The organism is Vibrio algarum (assembly GCF_028204155.1).
Taxonomy (GTDB): domain Bacteria; phylum Pseudomonadota; class Gammaproteobacteria; order Enterobacterales; family Vibrionaceae; genus Vibrio; species Vibrio algarum.
In genome coordinates this window covers 22,379-46,982 of the sequence record NZ_JAQLOI010000001.1, presented here as the reverse complement: position 1 = coordinate 46,982, position 24,604 = coordinate 22,379, and the positions used below count along the sequence as shown (strand labels likewise).

Genomic DNA, 24,604 nt, shown 5'->3' with positions numbered 1-24,604 from the left:
TGCTATGCTCCTTATAGTTCGCGAATATCAACAAAATGACCGGCGATAGCCGCTGCTGCTGCCATTGCTGGACTAACTAAATGTGTGCGTCCGTCACGACCTTGGCGGCCTTCAAAGTTACGGTTACTTGTGGAAGCGCAACGCTCTTTTGGACCTAAGCGGTCATTATTCATAGCCAGACACATTGAGCAGCCAGGTAAGCGCCATTCAAAGCCTGCTTTAATAAAGATCTTGTCTAAACCTTCTTTCTCCGCTTGGACCTTAACTTGCTCAGAACCAGGAACAATCAGTGCTTGCACATGACCAGCAACTTTGCGGCCTTTTGCTACAGTAGCAGCAGCACGCATATCTTCAATACGAGAGTTTGTACATGAACCAACAAAAACTTTATCTACGTTATAATCTGATAGTGCTTTTCCAGCTTCTAGCCCCATATAGGCTAGCGCTTTTTCCGCTGATGCTTTTTCGACAGGGTCAGAAAAATTAGCAGGGTTTGGGATAGGCTCATCAACGGCGATTACTTGACCTGGGTTTGTACCCCAAGTAACTTGAGGCTTAATCTCTGAAGCTTCTAATGTAACCGTTGCATCAAAAGTGGCATCGTCGTCGGTTTTCAATGATGACCAATATTCGACAGCGGCATCCCAATCGGCGCCTTTAGGTGCAAATTCGCGATCTTTGATGTAATCAAAAGTGGTTTGATCTGGTGCGACTAAACCTGCTTTTGCACCAAGCTCGATGGCCATGTTACAGACGGTCATACGTCCTTCCATTGATAGATCTCGTATCGCTTCACCACAGAATTCAACCACATAACCAGTTCCACCAGCAGCCGTTGTTTTGCCGATGATAGCTAGCACGATATCTTTTGCGGTTATACCGTCAGCAACCTTACCTTTAACTTCAATTTTCATTGTTTTAGCGCGAGCTTGCTTAAGCGTTTGAGTGGCTAAAACGTGTTCAACTTCAGACGTACCAATACCAAAGGCAAGTGAGCCAAAAGCACCGTGCGTTGCTGTGTGTGAATCCCCACATACAATGGTCATACCCGGTAGAGTAATCCCTAGTTCAGGACCCATAACATGAACGATACCTTGATACTTATGGTTTAGGTCGTAAAGGGTAACGCCAAACTCTTCACAGTTTTTTGATAGGGTTTCCATTTGAATTCTAGCCATTTCGCCTGAGGCGTTAATGTCTTTTGTTGTGGTGGAAACATTATGATCCATTGTGGCAAAGGTTTTACCTAGCTGGCGTACTTTACGACCTTTTTCACGCAGGCCATCAAACGCTTGTGGTGATGTAACCTCGTGAACTAAATGGCGGTCGATATATAAAATAGGGTTCTCGCCTTCCGCTGCAACGGCAACATGTGCAGCATAGACTTTTTCATATAAGGTTTTAGACATTGCTTCTTCCTTGATGGATACGGCTGGCTACTCGGTATTCGAGCAGCCACGTTCTGTTAGTTTAAAATGTAACCAGCGATTTTATCACCCATTTCAGAGGTAGAAAGGGCAGGCTTATCACTTGCGAGATCACCAGTAAGCTCTCCCGCTTCTAGTGCCTTAGATACTGCCGCTTCGATATCTTGCGCAGCGGCTTCTTCGCCTAGGCTGTAGCGTAGCATTAAAGCGGCTGAAAGAATCTGAGCAACAGGGTTGGCAATGTTTTTACCCGCTATATCTGGTGCAGAACCACCGGCAGGTTCGTATAGACCAAAGTTGCTTTCATTTAAGCTTGCTGATGGAAGCATACCCATAGAGCCAGTAATCATGGCACATTCATCAGAGATAATATCGCCGAAAATGTTAGAACAAAGCATTACGTCAAATTGAGATGGGTCTTTGATAAGCTGCATTGTTGCGTTATCGATATAGATATGAGACAGCTCAACATCAGGGTAATCTTTAGCTACACCTTCAACCACTTCACGCCATAATATAGAGCTTTGCAACACATTGGCTTTGTCTACTGAACATACTTTTTTCTTGCGTAAGCGTGCTGATTCAAAAGCGATTTTAGCAATGCGCTCTATTTCAAAGCGATGATATACCTCTGTATCAAATGCTTTCTCATTTGGACCTTCACCTTCGCGTCCTTTTGGTTGGCCAAAATAGATGCCGCCAGTGAGTTCTCGAACGACAACGATATCAAAACCTTTTTCGGAAATGTCAGCGCGCAGTGGAGAGAAAGACTCTAAACCAGCATGAATTTGTGCAGGTCTTAGGTTACAAAATAGTTGAAAATGCTTACGTAATGGTAGAAGTGCACCACGTTCAGGTTGGTCATTTGGGGGAAGGTGTTCCCACTTAGGGCCACCTACGGAACCAAACAAAACGGCATCAGCTTTTTCACAACCTTTAACTGTGCTATCAGGTAGCGGACAACCATGATTGTCGATGGCGATACCACCCACATCATGTTCTTCTTTTGAAAAGCTAATTGCGTGTTTTTTCTCGATTGCATCTAATACCTTATGGGCTTGCTGCATTACTTCTGGGCCAATGCCATCTCCCGGTAAAACGGCTATTTTGTACTCTTTGCCTGCCATGGTCGTGTTTTTCCTGTATGTGTTAAATTGTAATGTTTATTTTTATACTGTCTGTGTGGTTTTTCTTGATTGTTTAATTTCAGCAACCTTATCCGCACGATGAATGCTGTTTATAACGTGCAATAATGCTTGGCCTGAAGCTTCGACGATATCTGTCGCTAAGCCGGTGCCGTGGTATTTACAACCTTTGTAATTCGCGATGATATCGGCTTGGCCTAAGCCATCTTCGCCTTCACCTTTTGCAGTGAGGTCGAACTTATCCAATACAATTTCGTATCCCGTTAAGCGGTATATACATTGATAAAGAGCATCAACAGGGCCGTTACCTACTGCCGCCTCACAATGCTCTTCTTCACCACATTGTAGCTTGATTGAAGTCGTCGCCATTACGCTACCAGATTGTACGCTTAAATAGTTTAATTTGTAGAAGGCATCTTCATCACGAAGGTTAGCAAAGTGCATTAGTGCTTCTAAGTCATAATCGAAAACTTGACCCTTGTTATCAGCTAACTTTAAGAAATCATCATAAAGTGTATCTAGGTTATACTCTTCTTCTTTATAACCCATATCATCCATATGACTTTTTACTGCTGCTCGGCCACTACGACTGGTTAAATTCAATGCTTGATTTTTAAGCCCTATAGATTCAGGGGTCATGATCTCGTATGTATTCTTATTTTTCAAGACACCATCCTGATGGATGCCTGAAGAGTGGCTAAAGGCGTTAGCGCCAACAATAGCTTTGTTGTCTTGAATTGGCATGTTACACAATTGACTAACTAGTCGACTCGTACGATGTATCTCGTCGTGTTTTAGACCAGTATGAACGCCCATCAACTCTGAACGAGTTTTGATAATCATCGCAATTTCTTCTAGGGAACAGTTACCTGCTCGTTCACCAATACCATTAATTGTTCCCTCAACTTGACGAGCACCGGCTTGAACGGCTGCGATTGAATTCGCTACAGACATACCTAGATCATCGTGGCAGTGAACGGAAATAACCGCTTTATCAATGTTAGGAACTCGATTAAAAAGCTGTTCGATAATGCTGCCAAACTCACTTGGTACTGTGTATCCAACGGTATCAGGAATGTTTACCGTTGATGCACCAGCGTCGATAGCTGCTTCAACCATACGACAAAGGTTATCGATTGGTGTACGACCAGCATCTTCACAAGAAAACTCTACATCATCTGTGTAGTTTCTAGCGCGTTTTACCGCTTGAACTCCCATTTCAACTACATCGTTGTAATCTCGACGTAATTTGTCTTGTACGTGAATCGTTGAAGTAGAAATAAATGTGTGAATTCGAAAAGCTTCTGCTACTTTTAGCGATTCTGCCGCAACATCAATATCTTTAGCTACTGCTCTAGATAATGCACAGATTCGACTGTCTTTGATATGCTTTGCGATGGTCTGTACAGATTCAAAATCACCAGGTGATGAAACAGGAAATCCAGCCTCAATTACGTCGACACCCAGACGTTCCAGGGCGTATGCGATCTGCAACTTCTCTTTTACGGTTAAGCTTGCTGAAAGTGCTTGTTCGCCATCACGTAATGTGGTGTCGAATATAATGACTTGATCGTTCATACCTGCTTCCTTTTCCTGTCTATGTTAACTATTTGTCTTCGTTAACTGTCATTGTTTTTTTGTTTAGTTGTAAAAAAGCCCGCTTGTTAGCGGGCTTTTAGAAATCTATGTGGTGTTTTTCGTCCACTGCCTACCCGCGCGATTGTTTCACGATAAGGAGGAGGCTGAGAAGTGTCGAAAAATTAAATGTCATTTTATGTGCTTTTCCAAAAAAATTCATATCCACAAAATTTAGACTTCAATTAGTACCGCACTACATGACTTGCGTCAAGTCCTATGTTGAATTTTTATTCAGATTCACAAACGTGTGAATACGCTGCATGAGGGTCGTTTAGTTTAGCCGTCTGTAGTTGTCATTAATTAATCGAATGATTAAATATTGATGAATTAAATCGGTACCCGTTTAAGACTAAAGGCACCTATAATTAATCAATTGATTAATTGGAGTGCATATGACTCGGAAAGTAGGTAGGCCTAACGAAAATACTCAAGCGCGTGAAAAGTTAATTTTTCATGCTAGAGAGCTCTATATGGCTATGCCGTATGAAAAGGTATCTACCCGGCTAGTGGCAGAGCATGCAGGCGTCAATGTTGCGATGATCCGATATTACTTCGGTAGCAAACAAGGTCTATTTGAAACTGTTATTCGCGAAACGATGGAACCAATTAATCAACAGATGAAAGCTTTTATAAAACTCGCCAGCCACGAAACTCTAATTGGTTTGATGCGAGCCTATTATAAAACCATGGTTAATGCCCCTGAATTTCCTCGTTTGATAGCTCAGATAATGAATATGTCTGAATCAGATATACAGCGTAAGTTGTTAGAAAAGATATTCAGCGAGGTTACAAAACCAGCGCAAGAAATGATGTTTGAGCGTTTGTCTGAAGACGGCGTACTTCGAGAAGGAATAGACCCCAAGTTATGCCGTGTTACCTTTATGAGCATGATGGTGTTTCCCTTTATTGCTCCTAGAGCAATGTTAGCTCTTCATGGCGTAGAGCTGAATGAAACGTTTCTCGATCAACTTTTAGAACATAATATAAACGTCCTTAAAAACGGATTTTTATCACCAGAAAAGCAAATTTCTCTTGGAGAAAATAATGAAAATTAACCGCAAACTCCTTTTCTTTCCAGTTTTAGCCGTTGGTATCGCGATTTTTGTTGTCGCGATAAAAATGAAACCCGACCTACCTGTCAAACCAGCAGGGGATCGAGCGCGATTAGTTAATGTTATGCCTTTAGAGTTAAAAGCAATGGCCCCTATAGCAATAGGGTTTGGTAAGGTCACCCCTAAGCTTGAATGGAAGGCTATAGCTGAGGTGACTGGTAAGATAGTTTATCGAAATCCTGAATTGGAAAAAGGCCGCATTCTTCAAGCGGGTACAGAGATATTACGAATAGATCCATTAGATTATGAACTGAAACTTGCTCAAGCAGAGGCGGATCTAAGTTCCAGTAAAACCCAATTGGCAAAGTTAAACCAAGAAGAAAAAAACCTCAAAGGAACAATGGAAATTGAGAAAAATCGACTATCAATCAGTCAAAATGAATTGGATAGAAAACTGAATCTCAAAAAAGAGGACTTACTTCTCAGTCGGATGTTGACCAGCAAAACCAAACTTACCTATCCCAACAAAAGTTGGTGCAGGACATGCAAAATCAATTATCTCTTTATCCTGATGAAAGAAAGGTTTCTCAAGCTCAGGTAAAAGTAAATGAATCGAAGCTATCCGAGGCGAAACGCTCTTTAGACAAAACCTCTGTTGTATTACCTCAGGACCTTCGTATTGCTGAAGTAGAAATTGAAGACAATCAAGTTGTGAATCTTCAACAAACCATGGTGACAGCGCATGGGACTAATACGATGGAAGTTGAAGCACAGTTGTCTATTCATGATTTACAACTTATTTCCTCAAGTTTGGCGGGTTTTATAAACAATGACTCAGGCATCTCACAACCAGATATGAAAGGTATTTCCTCTTGGATTGAATTGTCTAGTGGTAACTTGACCGCTCGTTGGCCGGCAAAAGTAGCCAGAATAAGTGAAACAGTTGATGCGGCTCAAGCGACAGCAGGCGTTATATTAGAAATTGAACAAGACTATTCCACGTTAAACACAACCAATACTCCCGCATTGGTGAACGGTATGTTCGTAAGCGCGGAATTGACGGGTCAAGAAAACCCGAGTTGGGTTATACCTGAGCGTGCACTTCATGGTGATAGTGTCTATATAATGGATGCTAATAATAAGTTAGATATCAGGCCAGTCATCGTTTTGTATCGTCGAGATAACCAGGTGGTGATAGATGGCGAACTAGAACAAGGAGAGCGACTGGTATTAAATGATTTGTTACCGGCTTTACAGGGTATGTTGTTAAGAGTTGAGGATGTGCAACCAATAACAACCGAGGAGGATGCGGTATGATCCGTTTCTTTACTAAGCATCCTACCGCATCGAATTTGTTGATGTTATCGCTGCTAATATTAGGTATTACCTCTCTTTCTACAATAAAGCGAGAAACCTTCCCTGAGTTTAGCCCCCCATATATTATGGCTGGTGTGGTGTACCCTGGTGCGTCACCACAAGAAGTTGAAGAGAGTATCTGTATTCGTATTGAAGATGCAGTTGATGGCCTAGCGAATATTGAAGAGACGCGCTGTGAAGCGGTCGAAGGCTCTGCAAGGTTGATTATAAAGCTTAACGAAAAAGCCGATATCAGCAGGATGCTGGTGGATGTACAAACACAAATAGACTCAATAAATGACTTCCCTTCAGAAATAGAGTCTCCAGTCGTTCAGGAATTAGATTGGAATGAGCCTGTTGTTGATGTCGCTATTACCGCGGACACCTCGTGGCCTGAACTTAAAGCTTATGCGGAAGAATTAAAGCGCACTATGAAGCTTGATTATGGCGTATCCCTTGTTGATGTTAGCGGGTTTTCAGATCATCAATATAGAGTTGAACTGAATACTCAGGCTATTCGTCAATTAGGTCTTAGTGTTGGTGATATAGCCACACAGATCGGTAAACAAAACATCAAACTGCCAAGTGGTAATATTGAAACGCCAGACAAAAACTTTTTGATTCGTTTTGATGAAAGACGAGTAACACCTGAAGAGCTAAATACACTTGTTATTGGCTCTGGACCTAATGGATCGATTGTTCGCTTAAGAGATATTGCAACTATAACGGATAGGTTTGAACTAGATGAACAAAAGGTACTATTTGATGGGCACCCATCTGCTCTGCTAAAAATTAGTAAAAACAAAGAAGATGATGCATTAAGAATTAAAGATAATGTTGTTCGATTTGTTGATGATATGCGTTTGGTAGCCCCTGATGGTGTCACTTTAGAATTAACAAATGATCTATCGTCGGTATTGTGGGACCGTTTGACAATGATGGTGCGCAATGGCTGGCAGGGTATCATATTAGTATTCGCTACCATGTGGCTTTTCTTTAGTTTTAGATACTCATTTTGGGTCGCAGCTGGTTTACCCGTCGCATTTATGGGGGGCTATTTTTGATGGCTCAGCTGGGATTATCTATCAACATAATGTCTTTAGTTGGGCTATTGATGGCGATAGGTATCATGATGGATGATGCCATTGTGATTGCAGAATCCATTGCTTCGCATTTAGATCGAGGACAAAAAATAGATGACGCGGTTGTTAACGGTGTTAAAAAAGTACTTCCAGGTGTCATATCCTCCTTTTTAACTACAGTGTGTATCTTTGGAAGTTTACTCTTTCTGGATGGAGAAATGGGTGCTGTACTCAAAGCAGTACCACAAGTCTTGATTTTGGTGCTCTCCTTAAGTCTTGTTGAAGCATTCTTAATTCTTCCAAATCACCTTTCTCATTCTCTACACAAGGCAAAGAAAGAGCGTGAGCCAGTGAAATTCAAACGAGTGTTGTTAGAACGATTTGAAAAATTTCGTAATACCACACTTATCTACGCAGTGGATAAAGTAGTTAAATACCGATATGCCTTTATTGGCGCTGTATTTGCCATGTTACTTGCCTCAATCTCTCTTATCGTTGGTGGTGCGGTTAAGTTTGTACCATTCCCTGAACTTGATGGTGATATTGCCGAAGCAAGAATTATTTTGCCTCCGGGGTCATCTTTAAGTCAAACTGAAATTGTGGTTGAAAAATTGGTTGAGTCGGCAAAGAGGCTGAATACAAAGTGGACCGAGGAGATGGAAGGCGGCGTTCCTCTCGTGAAACATATTACCAGTCAGTTTAATGCAAATCAGGATGCCGATGAATCAGGTCCACATATAGCTACTGTGCGCCTTGATCTTTTAGGGGCAGAAATACGGAATACGGTTATCGATGATTTTGTTGATGCGTGGCGCGAAGATATAGGTGAGCTTGCTGAACCGATTTCACTGGTCTTTAAACAACCAACCATGGGACCGGGCGGTCGAGATATAGAAATTCGAGCAAAACACGATGATCTTGATGAGCTAAAGGCAGCGTCTATAGATATTCAAAATTATCTAAATGAGTTTTACGGTGTACATGGCGTGTTGGATGATATGCGCATGGGCAAGGAAGAAGTGCTGATAAAGCTTCGTCCAGGTGCAGAAACATATGGCGTAAATGGGCAAATCATCGCAAGTCAGCTTAGGGCTGCCTTCTTTGGGCAAACAGCCGATGAAATTCAAATTGGAGTGGAAAATATCTCAATTGAAGTTCGTTTAGATAAAGTTCAAGCTGGAGACCTGCAACAGTTAGCGAATTTTCCTATCATAATGACAGATGGTAGTCAGATCCCACTTGGCACGATTGCGACGTTGGATTTTCAGAGAAACTACGTTCGTATTCAACGTATCGATGGGCTTCGGACAATCAGTGTCTATGGCGATGTTGATAACTCAAAGGTAAGCTCTGCCGCCATCATCGCTCAATTTCAGTCAGAACAAGCACCAAAGCTGAAAATGAAATACCCCGGCTTACGATTTGACTTTGAAGGGCAATCTGAAGATTCTGCTAAGACTGGAGCATCGATGGGTAAAGGCTTCTTACTTGGGCTATTTGGTGTTTTTGTTATTCTTAGCTATCAATTTCGCAGTTATCTTGAACCCTTTGTCGTAATGCTTGCAATCCCACTTGCCTTTATCGGTGTTGTTTGGGGGCATTTCCTTTTGGGACACTCTCTAAGTATGCCGAGTATGATGGGTTTTGTATCGTTAGCAGGCATAGTAGTGAATGACTCGATATTGCTGGTTCAATATATTCGACATCACGTAGATGAAGGAGATAATGTCCATGACTCGGTTGTGAAAGCAAGTCGTGAAAGGTTCAGAGCTGTATTTCTAACCTCTATGACTACGGCTGCAGGGTTACTCCCATTGCTCACCGAGACCAGTTTACAGGCTCAGGTCATACAGCCACTTGTTATCTCTATTGTATTCGGCATTTTTGCTTCTACAGTCTTAGTATTGTTTATGATTCCTGCGGCTTACTCCATATTGGCCGATTGGGGGTTTATCCATAAACACAAAGAACTTTAATCATAAACAGACGGAGCCGATGGCTCCGTTTTTTCTAACAGTCCAATTCCATTTCTTATTGTTTCATTTATGAAATTATCTCTTTCTATATTTGCAATTTAACTTATTGTTAACAATCGCTATCCTGTAAGGAAAACAAGGAAGGTGAATAGTGGTCACTCAGCTCACAGCACAACAAGCAGCAGAATGGATAGAAGACGGACAAGCGATAATGCTAGGAGGCTTTATCGGTAGTGTTGTTCCTGAAGCGATCGAAAGAGCAATTGGAGAAAGGTTTGACAAATTTGCCGCACCTAAAGATCTAACGTTAATTTTCGCAGCAGGGCAAGGAGACGGAAAAGGAAGGGCTGTCAATCACTTAGCTAAACCAGGTTTGGTTTCTAGGGTGATTGGAGGACACTGGGGCTTAGTGCCTAAACTGCAAGAGCTTGCTGTAGCTGAGCTTATTCACGGCTATAACCTGCCTCAAGGCATTATTTCACACCTCCTTAGAGATACCGCAGCCGGAAAGTTGGGCACCATAAGTAAAGTTGGTCTTGGTACTTTTGTTGACCCCAGAATTGAAGGCGGAAAAATTAATTGTGCGACGAAAGAAGATTGGGTTGAGCTAATCCAACTACAAGGAGAAGAGCACCTTTTTTACCATAAGTTACCTGTTGACATTGCCCTGTTACGTGGAACAACAGCGGATGAAAATGGCAATATCACGATGGAAGATGAGTGCCTTATTGTGGAAAGTTTAGCCGCCGCTCAAGCCGCTAAAAACAGTGGTGGAAAAGTAATTGTCCAAGTAAAGCAGGTGGTTAAATCTGGTGCGTTATCCCCACATGCCGTCAAAATTCCTGGGATATTTGTCGACGCAGTGGTTGAGTGTCACGATATAACCGAACATATGCAAACCTTTGCCACTCAAATGAATCCAGCCTTTGTTGGCAAATCGTCTACCGCTAAACAGCCAGAGAATTTTTCTACTTTAAAACTCGATGCCAAAACAATTATAGCGCGCAGAGCAGCATTAGAACTTCAATGTGGCTCGATACTCAATCTGGGTATTGGGGTACCGGAATACATTGCAGCTGTGGCTAATGAATCGGGCATTCTCGATCAATTCGTATTGACCGTTGAACCAGGAGCTGTGGGAGGTACTCCAGCGGGAGGGTTAGATTTTGGAGCGTCTTCTTATCCTCAGGCAATCATAAGCCAAGATCAGATGTTTGATTTTTACGATGGGGGAGGCATCGATCAAGCATTTCTTGGTTTAGCACAATGCGATAAACATGGAGATATTAATGTTTCTCGTTTTGGTGAAAAAATTGCTGGATGCGGTGGGTTTATAAATATTACTCAGAATGCTAAACAGGTCTATTTTTGCGGAACATTTACCGCAAAAGGTTTGGAAGTCGAATGCGATAACGGCCGTTTGAAAATCCTTTCAGAAGGCAAAAAAGCCAAGTTCTTATCTAAGGTCGAACAGATTACATTTAGTGCAAAGCAAGCTCAGTTAAGTAAGAAACCAGTGCTCTATATTACTGAGAGAGCGGTATTCAAACTATATAATTCAGACATGGAGCTAATAGAAATAGCGCCTGGAATCGATTTAGAAAAAGATATTCTTTCCCTAATGGACTTTAGGCCTATGGTCTCGCCTGAACTGATAGAGATGGACAGTAAAATTTTTCAAACTCATTTTGATTTAAGGATGAACCAATAGATGGATAAAAAAATCGCAATAGTGACGGGAGCTGCTCGAGGTATAGGTAAGGCTATTAGCCAGCAATTAATTGAGGATGGTTTTTTCGTTCTTGCCATTGATATGGCACCAATAGAGTGGCACAAAAGTGGGGAACTCTATGACTATCAACTCGATCTCTGTGACCAAACAGCTGTCGAGAAAACTGTTGAAGAAATCAATGAGCGATTTCATGGTGTAGATGTATTAGTTAATAATGCAGGAATTACAAGAGATGCAATGCTTGGAGAGATGCTTTCTAGTGATTGGGATATGGTGCTAGATGTGAATCTTAAAGCCGTATTTATGCTTACTCAGCAGGTATCAAAACTAATGCTGCAGAAAGGAGAGGGGAGCATTATCAATATATCCTCTATCGTTGGGACTGACGGCAACATCGGTCAAACCAATTATGCAGCCTCAAAAGGGGGCGTTATTAGCATGAGTAAAGGGTGGGCCAAAGAACTAGCTAGGAAGGGAGCTCAGATACGAGTTAATTGTGTTGCTCCAGGTTTTATCTCAACCGAAATGACGAATGAGTTACCTGAAAAAGTTATCGCATTTATGGAAGGAAAAACGCCTTTGGGAAGAATGGGTTCAGCACAAGATATTGCTGATGGGGTTGCTTTTCTTGCGTCTGATAAAAGTAAGTTCATTACGGGGCAGGTACTTAAGATTGATGGGGGGTTGGTGCTTTAACATGAGTAAAAAGCGATCATTTACTCGTTGAGTGATCGCTTTTTACTGTGGAATATAATGAGTGTTAGGATCGATAAATGAGTAGGGCAATGTTTGTTTATAGTACTTTGGGTAACACGACAACTTCTGTTTTTGCCCAAATATCATGGAAGCCACGTTTTTGAGGGTCTAAAGGAACGAGAAGATTAGCAAGCCCGAAAATAGAAGTGCCAATACGTATTAATGCTTGAGTTCGAGAAATTAGGCTTCCATCTGGATTCTGAACCCGTAACTTCCAAGTTCTCATACCCACAGTTTGCCCGGCTTTCGTCCAGAAGTAGACAAAAAAACCAACCCAAATGACGCCCAAATAAATGGTGAATACATGGCTCCAGAAAGGGTGAGTACTTAGTAATCCGCTAGGGCCTTGATAAGAGCCATAAGTCATAATACCTAAGGCGACAAAAGCCTCAAGAATGGCAATTATTAGTCCAGCAGCAAACATTTCAATCGCTAGGATGATTAGCCCATCATACAAGAGGGCAGCCAAGCGTCGCAAAACTCCTGCAGGGGGTAAAGTGTGTTTTATTGTCATATTGATTTTTCAAATATAATTTTTCAAACAGCATATAGACTTGAAGTCAGTTTGAAAAGAGAGGCGCTGGTCAATATCTACTCTTTTTGGAGAATATGTTGTTCTTTTTAACCTAGCCTTTTGGGTGTCTGCGGTTAATTTATCAGCAACCAACTCACAAATCAGTTTATTACTCTTGCACCACTTAGTTTCATCCGTATAATGCTCAACACATTAAGGGTTTAGCCCAAGATGCCGGTGTGGTGAAATTGGTATACACGACGGATTCAAAATCCGTTGCCGAAAGGCGTGGCGGTTCAAGTCCGCCCACCGGTACCATATTTAAGAAGAAGGACGTCTACGGACGTCCTTTTTTGTTATATATACCAAGGGTTTCAGCCAATATGCCGTCTATAGGCGTCTACCCCCATCTTGTGAAATCCAGCCTTTTATGTAACCCTCTATGTAACCCCAAGTAACCCTGAGTGTAGAGCGGAACTGAACTATGGCTAGGAAAGTAACCCCACTAACCAATACTCAAGTAAAGCAAGCTAAGCAGAAAGAAAAAGAATATTCGCTCAATGATGGCGATGGTCTATCTCTGCGAATTCGACCAAGTGGCAGTAAATCTTGGTTTTTCACTTATCTTGTACCTATCACTAAAAAACGTTTTAAGATCAGTTTTGGTAGTTACCCCGAAGTAACCCTAGCCCAAGCAAGAAAAAAACGAGATGAAGCCAGAGCATTGGTTGCTGACGGCATTGATCCTAAAGTCTATAAGCTCACAACGGAAACAGAAGAACTTGAAGCAATTGAAAATACTTTTGCTAAACAATCTGAACGTTGGCTAGATCTCAAGAAAAAAACACTCTAGAAAGCACGTACTTTAAGCGTAAGCAGATGCTTGCCAAGTATCTGTCTAATAAACTCGACCCTCTTCCTTTAACCGATATTAAGCCTATGCTGGTGAAGGGTATTCTTGACCCCATAGCTCGGGAAGGGAAGATCGAAACAGTAAAACGTCTATGTATTATCCTGAATGAGATAATGAGACTGGGTGTTGCTTCTGGTGCAATTGAGTTTAATCCAATCTCAGACATTACAAAGCTTTATCCCAATAAGAAGGTTGTTCATAACCCAGCACTTACTCCTGAAGAGCTCCCGGAGCTAGTTAATGCCATAAAGGCGAGTAATACTAAGATTGTTACTCGCTGTTTAATAATGTGGCAACTGCACACTATGGTTCGCCCCGGTGAAGCTGCACGTGCTCGATGGTCAGAAGTCGATCTAGAAAACAGGGTATGGGTTATTCCTTCTGATACGATGAAGATGAAGAAAGAGCACCTTGTTCCCTTAACGGATCAAATGATCGAGATTCTAGAAGAAATTAAGCCTATATCCGGACATAGAGAATTCATTTTTCCAGCGGATAGAAAGCCAAAGGATCATAGTCACCCTCAAACTGCCAACATGGCTCTAAAGCGTATGGGTTTTGAAGGTAGAACAACGGCTCATGGTTTGCGCTCTCTTGCCAGTACCACTTTGAATGTGGAAGGTTTTAATAGTGATCTTATCGAGTCAGCTCTCGCGCATGAAGAAGAAAATAAGATAAGAAGGGCGTATAACAGAACTGACTATTTTGAGCCTCGTCGCCCGATGATGAACTGGTGGAGCGAACGAATAGAGCGTGCAGCTCAAGGCGAAACGCTTGAAGTCGGATTTAAAGGCCTTAGAATTGTATCAGCGTAAATCAGGATTATTATCTGGATTAGTCTGGACTGAATCTATCAGAGCTGAAACAACGATGTAACCAGATCTGACAGATTGCTCTATCACGCCTTTGCCCCAAACCTTCTCAGAACCTGCGAATGGAACAACTGACCAGTACATCAATAGACCAATAGGCCAAGTTAATCTAATCCGTACTTTGATCTCTTATACGGAATTTTCCGTAATTCGCCCCCATAACTATATGCCGATTCACATAACAAGTTGATACTATTTGAGTTTCATAATAAATGGCAGCAACATAGACGGAAAATGTCCGTATATAAAGCGTTTTGTTTAAAGAGGAAAGTTCAGCTTTGTCTAAAATCGTAGATTTATTATTTTCGGAAGGAAACATAGTAACAACAATATCTATCCTTGTTTCTGCAACAATAGCTATGATCGTACTTGGTGTAAATCAGTTCTATTCAAACCGCCGAGAGCGTAAAAAATTAATATGCCAAAAAATTGAAGAGTTTTATGAAGCTTCGATTGCCTATACAAATGCTTGTGACAAGTTGATTACTGATATTCAACGTATGACTTATAGGTGTGAAAGCGGTTACTATAGAAATGATCCTGCCGCATACGCTCTATTTGAACAGTCCATTTCAAAAATGGAAATGCTTCATGGGCTGTACTTTCAACGAATCGACTTTGACAGCGAAGATTATGCAATCACCAAAATGCCACTTATATGGGCAGCTAACTCTGGTGAGCTCGCACGTAATAGCGTAAATGCTGATGATGTATATAAAGCTTCAAGAGCTCACATCAACATGAGTGCAGAACATTTGAGCGAGCTATGTAAAGAGTTAATGCGTAAGCATATGATTTAAACATAACAATCAGTTTAAGATCGATTCACAACGCTTGGCATTTCTGCTTCTACTTCAATTTTAGTGGTTATGGCGCAATGTGTTAGGTTGATGGAGGTGTTGTTCACCCCTTAATTGGGTGTTATGTACTTTTCGAGAGAGATTGACATTGTATAAATGGCTGAAAATACATCAAAAGAAAGAGCGTAGAACTCAACTACGTAAGAAGATAGCTAATGTTAATTGGCCTATCGTGAGAGAGCATTTATATGAATTTCTCCTTGAATTTTTGCAAGAAAACAAAGCTTACCTCAGCGATTTTCGAGTAGAAAAAACAGATGTGAATTGTGTAGAAAATGGTTATTGGGGCTTTGATTCGTTACAATTTTTCCAAAACGATCGGCTGACAAATACGGGTGAATGGGAAACTAAAGACGGGGAAAGGATAGATACCCTTCACTTTGAATATGGTGTAGTACTGGATATTAATCATTCGAATACAGGGCGAATACAGGTCTTCTTGAAGCGAAGAAAGTGTGACATATCTAGTATCGAACACCCCTCAATACTGCTTTTTTACACTGATAATCCTTTAGAGTTAACAGAGAAAAGAATACTAAAATTCATGAAGCAGACAGTGTTCTATTCTCGGGCGACTAGCGTTGATAGACGATTGAGTATTAAGGAAAAAGCTCAGTTGTTTGTACTGGAGTTTAGAAGTGCTGTAAGGCTGAAAAGTTTCTCAAGCTACCTATATGAGACATTGGCAAAAACATTTTATGCTGCTGTCATGGCAGGCGTTGCGATCTTAACCTTGTATGTCACTTATCTAGCGTATTTAGTAGCATCTGGTTAAACGTACATAACAAATGACTATGTCACGATTCGCCTTACTCGAAGTAATCCGTACATATCTAAATTAGTAGATTCACTGACACGGAAATGTCCAAAAATAAGTTTGTTCAACGGATCGGCTAAAAAAGGTTCTGCCCCGAAACGAGTTACCCATAATTGCACGCAAAACCACTTTTTCCATATGCCGCTACAATTACTAATGAAAAAGAGATTGCAAGGGACGCTGTGTATTGCTGTTGTTTAATATGGTCTATTTTTGGATCAAGCGTTTGAAGCAGTGCGGTTGTATTTTTATAAATAAAGCTCCAATTGCTTTTCAATACTAGAGCTTGACGTGAGTTCGAGGACCGTGATGTATTTTGGATACCTGAAATTACAAGTAGTTCTCTAGTATGAGTTCATACCACTGACAATAGAAGTGGTAACATAGCTTATTCAAAACAAACCTACAGCGATTCTCCAATATACACTTTTTCCCAATCTTGATTCATAAGACTGTAAATTGCATTTCTTGGATAAAACCTTATTTTGTCCAAATCACGGAGTTCCTGCCAAATTAATCCTTCTTGATTCTCATCAGGAAGAGTGGGCTTTAATGTAACATCATCACTTAAATAAGAACTAAGTACATTTATGTCAATTTGGTGAAAATCTTGTGGCTTGTTTGATTGAGCATGGTTTTTCGAGATAAAATCTCTAACATAAACAATATCTCCAAATGGTAAAGAAACGCCGCACTCTTCGTAAGTTTCTCTTGCGAAGGCCTCTTCTAATGATTCCCCATCCTCAATACCTCCTCCAGGAAGTACATACCAATATCCTTCGGAATCCTTATATCTGATCAAAAGTATTTTATCATTCTCAATTACTACTGCACGTACAGATACACGGGGCATAAGATACCTTATTTAAAAAGTTAGTTTTCAAACATACACGAGACTAATTCGTGTTTCACTTTTAGGTTGATGAAGACTTTATAGCGTATTTCAATCTAACCTAACATTCGTTGATTTATATCTATGAATACTTATAATAGAAAAATATAGCATTATTAATTGGGTATTGTGACACGAGTCTATGAATTATTATCGGTAAGATGGTTTTATCGAACATATTCCATAATAAAGAAGGTCTATTATTAATAATGAAAAGTGAAATAACTATTGACTACATGCTCACATCTAAATGTAACTTAAAATGTCCTTTTTGTTATGGTCCAAGTACTGAAATAGCAGACATTGAAGTTGAATCACACAAAAAAATCCTTAAAGGAATAAAAGACTCTGGTGTGAAAAAAGTAATTTTTGCAGGCGGAGAACCAACTCTTTATAGGCACTTTGACGAAATAATTAACTATGCCTGCTTGGTAGGGCTAGATGTAAGTATTCAAACTAACGCTTCTTATCCTTCTCGTCTGATTAGGCTAACTGATAATTTTGAATGGATTGCGATCCCTATTGATGGAGTAGAGGATGAAACACAACTTTATCATAGGACTAGCAAAAAACATTTTAAAAGAAGTATTGAGCTTATTAAAAAGCTTAATTTATCTGGATTTAATAATATAAAGGTAGGAACGGTTTTAACAAAAAGAAATATCGATGAAATTCCTAAAATTTATGAAGCTTTATCAAAATTTGATATAGGTATTTGGAAGTTATATATGCTTAGACCTAGAGGTAATGCTGTCAATATACTTGATGATGTGTCTATTGATTACAATTATGTCAAGGCAGTTATTGATACTATAAAAACTGAGCATAATAATAAATTCGAAATTTATTTATCTAATTATACTGGAAATGATAATTATCTGATTGTTGATCCAGATTCTCAAATGATTTCTGTCAGTTCTAGTGGAGAAAAGAAACACGGTTTCTTGATGGATGAAGGTTGTTTTGATAATAATATATTCAATAGTGCTATTGAGCACATCGATAATGATAAGAACATTCACAACTCAAAACTATCTTTTCCAGGGTGGTAATATATGCAGGGTAAGTATACAGGTTTAAATTTTGATTATGAAAATTTTGATCGTAAATTTCTTGATGGAATTGAATTCAAAAATTGCACATTTAGACATTGCTCGTTCAAAGGAGCAGATCTAAGTCATGTTATATTTACGGATTGTGATTTATACTGTGCTAATTTTGAAGGGGCGGTATTATATTTCACGAGAGTTATATCTTGTGATGGAACCAAAGCAATCTTCAAAAACGCAATGCTGAACGGAATAAGATTTAAGGATACTATATGCACTTCGATAGATTTTGGTGATGAAGCTAAATTGGGGTACGAGAGAAAAAGAATTAATGATGAAGATATAATTAGCAGCTTTTACACTGTGAAACGAGGTGATATAATTCCAGATATTCATGAGTTGGAAAGTTCTCAACCTGGAATTCGTCGTATGAATTCAGATCATGGATATATTTTCAAGCGCAAAGAGGATGATCTTAACAGAACGTACAAGAGAAAAAGTGAAGTATACAAATCTATATATAGGGTTTTAATGGATAATAACTACTCCGGTCATGCAACTAGTTATTATTACAAACATAGAAAATATCTAAGAATGTCAAAAGGAAGAAATATTTCATCTTTTTTTGAATATGTTTTAAGTGAATTAATTTGGGGGTACGGTGTTAAAGTGAAGAATCCCATAATTTCCTTTTTATTGAATATATTTTTCTTCTCTTTAATATACATGGTTATACCTTTGATTAATAACCAAGGTGTGATGTTGGATGGTGATTTATTATCACCATTGTCATGTAATTCAAATGGGCTTGTCGAGTATCTAAATTTAGTTTACATTTCTTTGTTGATTTCATGCCTCTCTGTTTTTGGCGATATTTCATTAATTGGAATTGCTAAAGTGTTTGTAGTAATTCAACTCATATTTTCAGTGGTTAGTTTAGGATTGACTATATCTGTATTTACTAAAAAGATGTCACACTTCTAAAGCAGCATATCATAGCTATACTGTAAGGCTGATCTATAGTATAATGCTTGGTTTAACCTTTAACCCAAGATAATGAGTTGATGAAAAATATTATAACGATTTCAGGTGATATAGGGAGCGGTAAGTCCTCTGTTGCAACGTGCTTGAATGAACTGACTGGCTTTGAAGTCATTGGAACGGGAAAAATTCAGCGTAGTATTGCCGCAGATATGGGTATAACTACACTAGAGTTAAATCATTTGTCAAAGACTGATAGAAGTGTAGACGATAAAATTGATTCATCTGTTGTTGAACTGGGTAAGAACAAAGATAATTTACTTATAGATTCTCGTTTGGCTTGGAATTTTATACCTAATTCTTTTAAAGTTTATTTAGCTGTTAGCGATAAAGTCGCAGCTGATAGAGTGTATAGCGCTTCCCGAGTAGATGAAAAAAATGGTTCTTTAGAAGAAACAGAAAGTAATAATATTGAAAGACGGAACCTAGAAATAGAAAGATTTCAATCATTGTATGGCGTTAAGCTAAATGACTATTCAAACTATGATGTAGTTATTGATACTTCTTTTGCCTCTCCAAATGAAATTGCATCTAAGATTGTTGAGCAGTTTAATATTGCAAAACATAAAACCATAAGTAGTAATTTTTGGGTAAGCCCCAGCTCATTATTCCCCACGCAGAGTATTAGAAGCTTTAATCAGGATAGGTTTAAATCTGTAAATGAAAGCATTAAAAGTTCTGGTTTTAATAGTGATAATCCAGTAGATATAATAAAAATTGATGATTTTATCTATATTTGGGATGGGCATATGAGAACTATTAGTTCTTGTCAGAATGATATTTCTCTTGTTCCTGCTAGGTTTGTGGAAACTAATATAAAGAATTTTGATACCCAAAAGGTCTGTAATTTCACATCACTGTCTGATATTTATGATTGGGAAGATGCAACTGGATTCCAGTTTTCGCACTACCCTAAAAAGTAATATTGAAATAAAGAAAACACAGTCTACTTGTTGCCTGTATTTTCTTTATTAAAATAGTAACGATAGTTGTATTTTTAGCATACCATAGTGATTATTTGGTTCCAATAATTGTTATTTATCTAGCTCGTATGCTAACGACTGTTTAGAGATTTAATTTTCATTATAAATGCATCTCTGAAATCAACGCCATATAAAGGATTCTTGAAGGCTACCGTCTTACCATTGTGTTTATTTGTCTTTATGGTCATTAACTCGATAGGGAAACTACATATTCAAGTTTAACTTTGTAGAAACAAGTATTTGCATTCTTATCGTTTTTAACAAGTATCTTCATCAATATCTCAACTAGTTTTCTGGCATAATTCCATAGCGACACATTTTCATTAGTAAGTTATTTACTCTCCAAGCTCTAGTTTTGGTGATGAAGGCTTTACTTCTAATTACAATATTGAAAGATCAAGAATGGTTATTTAGTCTAGTTAAACGTTAAACGTTAAACGTTAAACGTTAAACGTTAAACTTTAAACTGAATTGATAACCGTATGGTAAATATGAGTATGTGTCGTGCAGCTAATCTGTGCAAACATCGCTCCAAAGTGAATATGATTTACAATACTAGAGCTAATTAAGTAAGGCGACTGACTCAAAGTTGTACAAAGGTTTCAGGACAAACTTGTGTAACTCGCCTTTGTTCAGAATTTTGATAGGTTGGAATTTTTACCCTTGGCACTTTCTAGCTCGAAAGTGTCCAGAGACGTTTCAGCGAGTGTTGTAACTCGCCTGTGATCACCAAGCGATTCTGTCGTATCCATTGGGCGTCTGTACGAGTTGGTCGTGGCTCATTAGCAAACGTGTAAGATCGAGTATGAGCCATTACATATTATCCAATCATCAAGCAGAGTAGAGCCTACGGTTGATAGGCTCTCATTTGTCTATTTACTTCTTTTCAAATATTCCAAATTAATTAACTGCTCAATCAGCTCGTTTCGACTGCAATCATCAGTCAGCGCCATTTCATCCAATTTCTGCTTGGTTGTGGTGCTCATGGTGAAGTTATATGACTTCTTGTTCTTTTTGACCATTGCCATACGATGCTTCTTTTGGCTCCATGCTTTCTTCATCCGAATGATGAACAGCTTTTTAGTACTGACATCCGTTTGCCAGATATCAAAAGCAGCAACCGACGCATTGAATTTGTCTTTTGGGGTTCTTGGAGTAGGAATAAACCAGTTTACGATCGGGAACTCATCATTGGAAATTACATAGTTCCATAACCACGTACAGTATTCATTGTCATTCGAGTCTGGTTTAAGAAAATGTTCGGTGGAATAAACTTGATCCCAAGTCTGTCGCCACTCTTGAAGTAGCTCTCTTTTTCTTCGGTATTCGCAGGGCTTTTATCAAGAAAATCGATAATAAAGTCGTATCTTTCTTGAGCTGTATAAGGGAGTGGATTAACGCCATAATCTATATAAGGCCGGTCTAGGTCACCTTGGTTAAAGTCGAGCTTCAAACCACTAGACCATCCTGAATGGTCTCTTATCGCTAGCCTACAAGATACCCATATCCAATAACATAATCTCTCATCTTTTGGAGATATCCACTCTAATTCTGAGTTGGGTATAAGTGAGTTTGTAAGGACTGATTTAAGTTCAGTTATGTTTTTATTTCTTTCTTCCGTCTCCAAAAAACGCTCATGCAGGGCAAGATTAATGTTATTGCAATAGTCACTCGCTGCCTGAGGTTCTTGTGGAAGTTGAAAGTCGTTAAGCTGTAACGCCCTCCAATAAAAACGGCACTCTCTAAGATTCTTAGTGTTAATAGTAATGCTATCGTTATTCATCTACATCCGCTTTTTATTAACTGTTATGGTGTAGTATTTTAAGGGTTATTTGGTGTTGCTTTTGTGTTGTGTTTCTCAAATATTTACACGTTTTAAAATTTTAACGATTATCACTGTAACTCATTGTTAATTAATGCCTGTACCTATTGAGTTTATTGGTCTAACTATTCGGTTAACTAGTTTTATGCTTCAGGGAGTGAGTCTTCTATGGGTTCACATATGGTTAGATAGGTGGCTTGGTAGGTGAGTTAAGAATTAACTGGCGAGTTAGCACGGTAAAAATGTCACTGCTATACGTTCTTCACAAGAGAAAAATGTCCCTAAAGTGCGGAGTAGTGCTTGTCTGAAAAAGTAATATATAAACAAACCAATTCTTTCATTGGGTTCAAAAAATCATTCAATCAAATTTCATCACATCAATCTGTATCGAAATATAACTAACCATATTCATGGAGCGTAAGCGTCCAATGATAAGTATCTAATAGAACCGATTTGTTTCAGATGAAAAATACATACCTACCTTCTTGTTTGTCTCTAAGCCGCAATCCGGTTTGGGCTTAATCAGTTTATTAATTCACGTGCACTTATCGTGACGCCAGCTTTTAACTGGCAACGTAGTAGTGTGCCAAAAAACAGGTATCGATATGAACAAGAAAGTAATGTTTTCTAGTGCTAGAAATGGCGAGAAACAACAAGACCGTTGGCAGACGCCATCAGCGGTATTTGAGCAATTAAATGAAGAGTTTGGATTTACATTGGATGCCGCAGCGGAACCGGAGACGGCTTTGTGTGAGCAGTTCTTCACGGCTGAGGATGATGCCTTAAAACAAGATTGGCAAGGACAGACGGTTTACTGTAATCCTCCATATTCGAAGCTACGTGATTTTGCTACTAAAGCAAAAGAGGAAGCATTGAAGGGAGCTACGGTTGTGATGTTGATTCCGGCTAGAACAGATACTCAAGCGTTCCATGAGAGTCTGTCAGACGGCGAAGTTAGATTTATTAAGGGTAGACTGAAGTTCCAGCAAAACGGTCAGGAGCAGGATGCCGCTCCATTTCCTAGCATGGTGTGTGTGATGGGGCCAAACGTTGAGCAGAATATGAAGAAGGTAACAAGGGATAACTTGAAAGGGTGAAGAGTTAAGCCTCTTTCTGGTATTTGCTCGTATCGAATGAATGAGTAAAAAAATACACAGCTGACTTCTTGTTTGTCTTAATTAACAAGGAGTCATGCTCATGTACTTTAACACTTACCAAGGAAGCCAGTTTCTAGGTCTACCGATTAACTCAAATCACCCAATGAACGAGAGTTACTTGAACGCTACTCACCAAGTACTGCTTAATGCCATGAATCAACACCCTAGAACCTTGGTGTTTCATGTTGTACTTAGGTACCCAATGACTTGGCATACGGGTTCAGATAATTCTATCTCACGATTTATCAAAGCATTTAAAGCGAAAGTAGCAGCAGATTTAAACCGTAGGCAGAAAGAAGGGAAACGAGTTCATCCAACCAATATTCGTTATGTCTGGTGTCGTGAATCTAATTCTTCAATCAAGGAACATTATCACGTGTTCTTTTTAATGAATGCAGATACTTACTGGCAATTTGGTCGATTTGAAAACTTAGTACCCGGTGAACTTACTTGGATGTTAAACAGTGCTTGGGCTAGTGCAATAAATGTCTCTGAAAATGATGCTGTAGGGTTGGTTCATTTCTGTGATGGCATTCGTCGAATTGATGCTAAAAAGATTGCTGGAAGCCATACAGTCGAAAAGGATGGTGTTATGCGGGACAGCTTTGAATCGGTGTTTAACTGGATGAGTTACTTGTCGAAAGCCAGTACCAAGCAGTATGGGAGAGGAGGGAGGAACTTTGGGTATAGTTATAGCTGAAAGCTAATGTTTTTGACTACTCAACTTAATCCATATAAGTTTGCTTTTGTAGATAAGCTGTGGAGGTGTGCGTGAGAGATGACTTTACTCAAAAAACAAGGTTAACTTTACAACACAGAGTAGGGTGTTCCTGTTCAAACCCCGATTGCCGACGTAAAACAACGGGTCCTAACTCAGACATAAGCAAAGCGAGCAGTATTGGTGTTGCTTGTCATATCACAGCAGCATCCCCTAATGGTCCACGATACGATCAAGACCTATCGAAAGAAGAGCGTAAATCTATCTTGAACGGTATATGGCTTTGTGAAATTTGTTCAAAAATGATCGATGTGGATGTTAATAAATATCCAGTTGAGTTGTTGTATCGTTGGAAGCATCAGGCAGAAGCTATTGCCAAATATGAATACGAAGGGAAAGAGATTCCACCAGAACTACTATCTGAAGGGTTCTACTGCCCTTACTGTGAAACATTCGTTAAAGAAGGCGTTATGTTTTGCAAAGGGTGCCATTCTGATATCTGCTATGGCCTAACCCCATCTGAGAAATCGGAATCAGCCAAAAGCTGGGGATGTATAGGTCTTATGGTGGGTTTTGGTTTGTTTGTTGTTGTGCCTGTTATGATTAAGTCTTTGCTGGGATGGTCAGTTTCTGACTATTGGGGAATTGGCATTTACGCCTTTGTAATTACAATGGCAAGCTCTTTTGCTTTGATGCTTATCATGCCAGAAAAAGAGCATAAAGAACGCCTGAAATTACCCCCACGCTTCTTCAAGAACCTTTCGTATTGAGCAAACAGACTAGGTAATTATTGATGTTGGAT

18 protein-coding genes, 1 tRNA gene and 3 pseudogenes are annotated in these 24,604 nt (G+C 39.5%); 15 read left to right on the top strand and 7 right to left on the bottom strand.

From position 1 onward, the window contains the following. Window positions 1–11: 11 nt before the first annotated feature. Genes leuC through leuA form a run of 3 tightly spaced genes read right to left on the bottom strand, consistent with a single transcriptional unit; the run spans window position 12 to window position 4,150 of the window. Window positions 12–1,409, bottom strand: a complete 1,398-nt coding sequence (gene leuC / locus PGX00_RS00225) for a 3-isopropylmalate dehydratase large subunit (protein WP_272131797.1) — start codon at window positions 1,407–1,409, stop codon at window positions 12–14. Between the two features lie 56 nt (window positions 1,410–1,465). Then, a complete protein-coding gene (gene leuB, locus PGX00_RS00220; RefSeq protein ID WP_272131796.1) occupies window positions 1,466–2,554 on the bottom strand; it encodes a 3-isopropylmalate dehydrogenase in 1,089 nt (362 codons plus the stop codon). Window positions 2,555–2,596: 42 nt separating this feature from the next. Beyond that, a complete protein-coding gene (leuA, locus tag PGX00_RS00215; RefSeq protein ID WP_272131795.1) occupies window positions 2,597–4,150 on the bottom strand; it encodes a 2-isopropylmalate synthase in 1,554 nt (517 codons plus the stop codon). Between the two features lie 452 nt (window positions 4,151–4,602). On the opposite strand from leuA, the gene PGX00_RS00210 reads away from it, so the two are divergent. From PGX00_RS00210 to fabG, 5 genes and pseudogenes are all read left to right on the top strand, one after another. Next, window positions 4,603–5,265 (top strand): TetR/AcrR family transcriptional regulator, encoded by a 663-nt coding sequence (locus PGX00_RS00210; RefSeq protein WP_272131794.1) that lies wholly within the window; start codon window positions 4,603–4,605, stop codon window positions 5,263–5,265. Further along, a pseudogene (locus PGX00_RS00205) lies at window positions 5,255–6,579 on the top strand (efflux RND transporter periplasmic adaptor subunit). The gene PGX00_RS00210 and the pseudogene PGX00_RS00205 overlap by 11 nt, the downstream one beginning before the upstream one ends. Further along, window positions 6,576–9,676 (top strand): annotated as a pseudogene (locus PGX00_RS00200) (efflux RND transporter permease subunit). The pseudogenes PGX00_RS00205 and PGX00_RS00200 overlap by 4 nt, the downstream one beginning before the upstream one ends. Before the next feature lie 151 nt (window positions 9,677–9,827). After that, window positions 9,828–11,387, top strand: a complete 1,560-nt coding sequence (locus PGX00_RS00195) for an acyl CoA:acetate/3-ketoacid CoA transferase (protein WP_272131793.1) — start codon at window positions 9,828–9,830, stop codon at window positions 11,385–11,387. Then, window positions 11,388–12,104, top strand: a complete 717-nt coding sequence (gene fabG / locus PGX00_RS00190) for a 3-oxoacyl-ACP reductase FabG (protein WP_272131792.1) — start codon at window positions 11,388–11,390, stop codon at window positions 12,102–12,104. It begins immediately after the preceding gene. A gap of 97 nt (window positions 12,105–12,201) precedes the next feature. On the opposite strand, the gene PGX00_RS00185 is transcribed toward fabG, so the two are convergent. Beyond that, complete coding sequence (locus tag PGX00_RS00185; RefSeq protein WP_272131791.1) at window positions 12,202–12,678, bottom strand: RDD family protein; 477 nt, start codon at window positions 12,676–12,678, stop codon at window positions 12,202–12,204. A 233-nt stretch (window positions 12,679–12,911) separates the two neighbouring features. Between PGX00_RS00185 and PGX00_RS00180 the strand changes: the two genes are divergently transcribed. From PGX00_RS00180 to PGX00_RS00165, 4 genes and pseudogenes are all read left to right on the top strand, one after another. After that, window positions 12,912–12,996, top strand: a tRNA-Leu gene (locus PGX00_RS00180). A gap of 166 nt (window positions 12,997–13,162) precedes the next feature. Then, window positions 13,163–14,406 (top strand): annotated as a pseudogene (locus PGX00_RS00175) (tyrosine-type recombinase/integrase). 335 nt (window positions 14,407–14,741) lie between these two features. Further along, window positions 14,742–15,263 carry a hypothetical protein gene (locus PGX00_RS00170; protein WP_272131790.1) on the top strand — a complete coding sequence of 174 codons (522 nt, stop codon included), beginning with the start codon at window positions 14,742–14,744 and terminating at the stop codon, window positions 15,261–15,263. A gap of 148 nt (window positions 15,264–15,411) precedes the next feature. Next, window positions 15,412–16,098 carry a hypothetical protein gene (locus PGX00_RS00165; protein ID WP_272131789.1) on the top strand — a complete coding sequence of 229 codons (687 nt, stop codon included), beginning with the start codon at window positions 15,412–15,414 and terminating at the stop codon, window positions 16,096–16,098. Window positions 16,099–16,543: 445 nt separating this feature from the next. On the opposite strand, the gene PGX00_RS00160 is transcribed toward PGX00_RS00165, so the two are convergent. Further along, window positions 16,544–16,993: an NUDIX domain-containing protein gene (locus PGX00_RS00160; RefSeq protein WP_272131788.1), complete on the bottom strand. Its 450-nt coding sequence runs from the start codon at window positions 16,991–16,993 to the stop codon at window positions 16,544–16,546. 248 nt (window positions 16,994–17,241) lie between these two features. Between PGX00_RS00160 and PGX00_RS00155 the strand changes: the two genes are divergently transcribed. From PGX00_RS00155 to PGX00_RS00145, 3 genes are all read left to right on the top strand, one after another. Further along, a complete protein-coding gene (locus tag PGX00_RS00155) occupies window positions 17,242–18,084 on the top strand; it encodes a radical SAM protein (RefSeq protein ID WP_272131787.1) in 843 nt (280 codons plus the stop codon). Between the two features lie 3 nt (window positions 18,085–18,087). Beyond that, the gene (locus PGX00_RS00150; protein WP_272131786.1) at window positions 18,088–19,065 is read left to right on the top strand and encodes a pentapeptide repeat-containing protein; all 978 of its coding nucleotides are present in this window, start codon (window positions 18,088–18,090) and stop codon (window positions 19,063–19,065) included. Between the two features lie 80 nt (window positions 19,066–19,145). Then, the gene (locus PGX00_RS00145; RefSeq protein ID WP_272131785.1) at window positions 19,146–20,045 is read left to right on the top strand and encodes a cytidylate kinase family protein; all 900 of its coding nucleotides are present in this window, start codon (window positions 19,146–19,148) and stop codon (window positions 20,043–20,045) included. A gap of 932 nt (window positions 20,046–20,977) precedes the next feature. Here PGX00_RS00145 and PGX00_RS00140 read toward each other — a convergent pair. Then, complete coding sequence (locus tag PGX00_RS00140; RefSeq protein WP_272131784.1) at window positions 20,978–21,133, bottom strand: hypothetical protein; 156 nt, start codon at window positions 21,131–21,133, stop codon at window positions 20,978–20,980. A gap of 170 nt (window positions 21,134–21,303) precedes the next feature. Beyond that, window positions 21,304–21,888 carry a hypothetical protein gene (locus PGX00_RS00135; RefSeq protein WP_272131783.1) on the bottom strand — a complete coding sequence of 195 codons (585 nt, stop codon included), beginning with the start codon at window positions 21,886–21,888 and terminating at the stop codon, window positions 21,304–21,306. A gap of 644 nt (window positions 21,889–22,532) precedes the next feature. On the opposite strand from PGX00_RS00135, the gene PGX00_RS00130 reads away from it, so the two are divergent. The 3 genes from PGX00_RS00130 to PGX00_RS00120 all read left to right on the top strand — a co-directional run bounded on the left by PGX00_RS00130 (window position 22,533) and on the right by PGX00_RS00120 (window position 24,572). Further along, window positions 22,533–23,024: a phage N-6-adenine-methyltransferase gene (locus PGX00_RS00130; RefSeq protein ID WP_272131782.1), complete on the top strand. Its 492-nt coding sequence runs from the start codon at window positions 22,533–22,535 to the stop codon at window positions 23,022–23,024. Window positions 23,025–23,124: 100 nt separating this feature from the next. Continuing rightward, window positions 23,125–23,784 carry an inovirus Gp2 family protein gene (locus PGX00_RS00125; protein WP_272131781.1) on the top strand — a complete coding sequence of 220 codons (660 nt, stop codon included), beginning with the start codon at window positions 23,125–23,127 and terminating at the stop codon, window positions 23,782–23,784. A 71-nt stretch (window positions 23,785–23,855) separates the two neighbouring features. Next, window positions 23,856–24,572: a hypothetical protein gene (locus PGX00_RS00120; RefSeq protein WP_272131780.1), complete on the top strand. Its 717-nt coding sequence runs from the start codon at window positions 23,856–23,858 to the stop codon at window positions 24,570–24,572. Window positions 24,573–24,604 lie beyond the last annotated feature (32 nt).